Below are 3,621 nucleotides of genomic sequence, written 5' to 3' on the forward strand. Positions count from 1 at the left end.
CGGCAGGGACACGCGATGCAGCTGGCTGTCATTGTCTGATGCCTCGACGCAGTAGATCAGCGGACCGCGCGACAGCGCGACGCGGCCGGCATCCTGGCGCACCTGCGGATTGGCATAGAGCCGCTCGATCGGCATTTCGAGATCGAGCCGCACCTGGTCGCCCTTTTTCCATGTCCGCTGGATCGCGGCATAGCCGTCGCTGGTGATTTCAGCCAGCTTGACCGCCTCGCCATTGATCTTCAGCTCGGCGGCGGCGCTCCAGGCTGGGATGCGCAGGTGCAGCGTGAACTCGACCGGCGCCTGCGGCTCGAGCGTGATCTCGACGGCGCCGTCCCAGGGATAGCGGCTCGCCTGGGCAAGGCTGGCCGGGATGCCTGATATGTCGAAGCGGGCGGTCGAATCGCCATAGAGATGAACGGCCAGCGCATCGTCGGCCAAGCTGTAGAAATAGCTGCCGATCGAGGCGACCATGCGCCCGATATTGGGCGGGCAGCAGGGGCAGCGGTGCCATTTCCAGCGGTTGTGGGCGCCCCGGCTTTCCAGCGGATTCTCGTAGAAGAACAGCGAGCCGTCGAGCGACAGGCCCGAGATCGAGCCATTGTAGAGGGCGCGTTCCATCATGTCGGCGTAGCGCGCGTTCGGTCCCATGCCGAGCATGCGGCTGGCCCAGAACACCAGCCCGACCGCGGCGCATGTCTCGGCATAGGCGCTCTCGTTGGGCAGGTCGTAGTCGCTGGTGAAACCCTCATTGTCCGCCGACGGTCCGAGCCCACCGGTGATGTAGAGGCTCTTGGTGGTGAGATCGTCCCACAGAAGGTCGAGTGCGGTGCGCAGCGTGTCGTCGCCATACTCGGTGGCGATGTCGGCCATGCCCGAATAGAGGTACATCGCCCTGACCGCGTGGCCGACCACCTTGTCCTGCTCGCGCACCGGCTTGTGCGACTGGTTATACTCATAGGTCTTGAAGTGGAAATCCTTCGGATCGGCGCCGCGGGCGCGGGCCTCCTCGTCGAAATAATGCGGCTGCCGGCCGCGCTCGTCGATGAAGTATTTCGCCAGCTCCATGTATTTCTGCTCGCCTGTCACCCGTGCCAGCTTGACCAGCGCCAACTCGATTTCCTCATGGCCGCAATAGCCATGTTTCTGGCCGGGCTGCGGCCCCAGCACCGTGGCGATATGGTCGACGAAGCGACACATCACATCGAGCAGCTTGCGTTTTCCCGTGGCCTGGTAGTAGGCGACCGCGCCTTCGATCAGATGGCCGGCGCAATAGAGCTCGTGGCAGTCGCGCAGATTGGTCCAGCGCAGGCCGGGCTGGATGCGCTGGTACCAGCTGGAGAGATAGCCGTCTTCCTGCTGCAGCTTCTCATACATGTCGATGACGACATCGATCTTCTTCTCCAGTTCGGGGTTCTTGCGCCGATAGAGCGAATAGGCCGCGGTTTCGATGGTCTTGCCCCAGTCGGAATCCCAGAACATCTGCGTCGTCACGGTGCGGGCGGTGAAGCCGTCATTGACATGGAAGGGGATGACGATGCCGGGCGAGGGCCGGTCCGGATCGATCTGCTCCAGCATGCGCGCCTCGACGCAGCGCTCGTAGAGGATGTCGGCGGTGCGCGTGGCGACCGCGTCGGCGCGGTCGCCCCAGAAGCCGTGCACGTCGACCTGCGGCACCGGCAGCGGGCGGAAGGCGAGCTTTGGTTTTCCGGTCTTTGCGGATGGCGATGCGGTCATGAACTTACTCCATTCGGTCTGTCTATTTGACGGCCCCGGCCATCAGGCCGCGGATGTAGAAGCGCTGCAGGGCCAGGAAAAGGATGAGGCACGGCACCATCATCACGGTGACGCCCGCCTGCACCGCGCCCCAGTCGATGGCGCCGAAGCGGCCCGATTGCAGTGCGGTCATCATCACCGGCAGGGTGAATTTGGACTGGTCGGTCATCAGCACCAGGGCGGCGAGGAATTCGTTCCAGGCGCCGAGGAAGGCAAACAGCGCGATGGTGACGACGCCCGGCCAGACCAGCGGCAGCATCACCTTCAAAAGCATGGTGAGATTGCTGGCACCGTCCATGCGGGCGGCTTCCTCGATCTCGCGCGGCACCGCGTCGAAGGCGTTGCGCATCATGAAGATCGAGAACGGCAGTTGCAGCGTGACATAGACGCCGACTAGGCCGGTCAGCGTGTTGTGCAGGCCAAGCTTGGTCAGCACCAGGAAGATCGGCGTCAAGATCGACTGGAACGGGATCATGATCGTCGACAGGATGAGGATGAAGAACAGGTCCTTGCACGGAAACCGGAACCGCGAAAAGCCGTAGCCGGCCAGCACGCTGACTGCGACCGACAGCACCACCGTCATCACCGAGACGTAGATGCTGTTCTGTGCCGAGACCCACAGCCCGTCGCCGAAGCTGTTGAGCGTGGCATAGTTCTCCAGCGAGAAGCCTGATGTCGGCCAGGGCGGCAGCGGCGGCAGGCGTGCTTCCTGCGCCGGCTTGAACGCCGACAGCACCGCCCACACGATCGGCGCCGCAAACAGCACCGAGGCGATGACGCCGGTCGAATGCTCACCGATGCGGGCCAGAAGCCGGCGGTTGCGGTAGGCGGCCTGCGCCATCAGTCGAGCCCCTCGGGCTTGCGCAGCAGCCACAGCTGGACGAGGCTGAGCGCCACCAGGACGACGAGCAGCACCATCGACAAAGCCGCGCCATAGCCGAGCTTGAACGACACGAAGGACTGGTTGAAGATCCAGTAGACCGCCGTCAGCGTCTGGTTGCGCGGGCCGCCGCGCAGGATGATGTAGAACTGGTCGAAGGCGAGGATCGAGCCGGCGACCGACAGGATCAGCGCCAGCGCGAGCGTACGGCGCATCAGTGGCAGGGTGATCGCCCTGAACCTGGCGAAAGGCCCGGCGCCGTCGATGACGGCGGCCTCCTGCAGATCCTGCGGGATCGATTGCAGGCCGGCCATCAGGATGATCATGGTGAAGCCGGCGACCTTCCAGACGACCATGGCGATGATCGACCAGAAGGCCGGCTGGAAGGTGGCCAGAAGGTTGAACTTCCTGTCGATCAGGCCGAGGTCGTAGGCGGCCGGGCTGAACAGGCCGGAATCGACATTCAAGAGCCACGACCAGAGCAGACTGGCCGAGGCGAAACCGACAACCGCCGGCATGAAGAACATGGTCCGGTAGAGATTGGTCAGCGGCCGCGGCCGTTCGACGAACAGCGCCAGCGGAAACGCCACCACGAAGATCGCGATGGTGACGATCACGGTGTAGTAGGCGGTGAAGCGCAGCGCGTTCCAGAACCTGGTGTCGCGCAGGATGGCGACATAGTTGCCGAGGCCGATATAGAAGTGCTCGCCCATCAAGGGCCAGTTGTGCAGCGACATCCACGCCGTCATGCCGAGCGGGATCAGGAAGAAGACGACGACCAGCGCGACAGCCGGCGCGACATAAAGCAGGCCGATCCACTGCCGGCGGCCGGCGACTTTGCGGGCGCGGGGCGGGGCGGTGGTTGCTGCGGTGATGACGGTCATGGCTGCTCTTCCGTTGGCACTGCGTCCCCCTCCCCCTTGAGGGGAGGGGCCGGCCGAAGGCCGGGGGTGGGGTCGTCTCTACAG

Annotated in this window: 3 protein-coding genes; all 3 read right to left on the reverse strand. The window is 64.3% G+C overall.

What is annotated here, in order from left to right; all coding sequences use genetic code 11:
* On the reverse strand, window positions 1-1,734 hold a 1,734-nt coding region (locus EN935_RS26520), incomplete at its 3' end, for a beta-L-arabinofuranosidase domain-containing protein (RefSeq protein ID WP_164771357.1).
* A 22-nt stretch (window positions 1,735-1,756) separates the two neighbouring features.
* Window positions 1,757-2,614: a carbohydrate ABC transporter permease gene (locus EN935_RS26525; protein ID WP_127264351.1), complete on the reverse strand. Its 858-nt coding sequence runs from the start codon at window positions 2,612-2,614 to the stop codon at window positions 1,757-1,759.
* Complete coding sequence (locus EN935_RS26530) at window positions 2,614-3,537, reverse strand: sugar ABC transporter permease (protein ID WP_127264349.1); 924 nt, start codon at window positions 3,535-3,537, stop codon at window positions 2,614-2,616. The genes EN935_RS26525 and EN935_RS26530 overlap by 1 nt, the downstream gene beginning before the upstream one ends.
* Between the last annotated feature and the right edge of the window lie 84 nt (window positions 3,538-3,621).

Origin of the sequence: Mesorhizobium sp. M7D.F.Ca.US.004.03.1.1 (assembly GCF_003998635.1) — a bacterium.
GTDB classification, from domain to species: domain Bacteria; phylum Pseudomonadota; class Alphaproteobacteria; order Rhizobiales; family Rhizobiaceae; genus Mesorhizobium; species Mesorhizobium loti.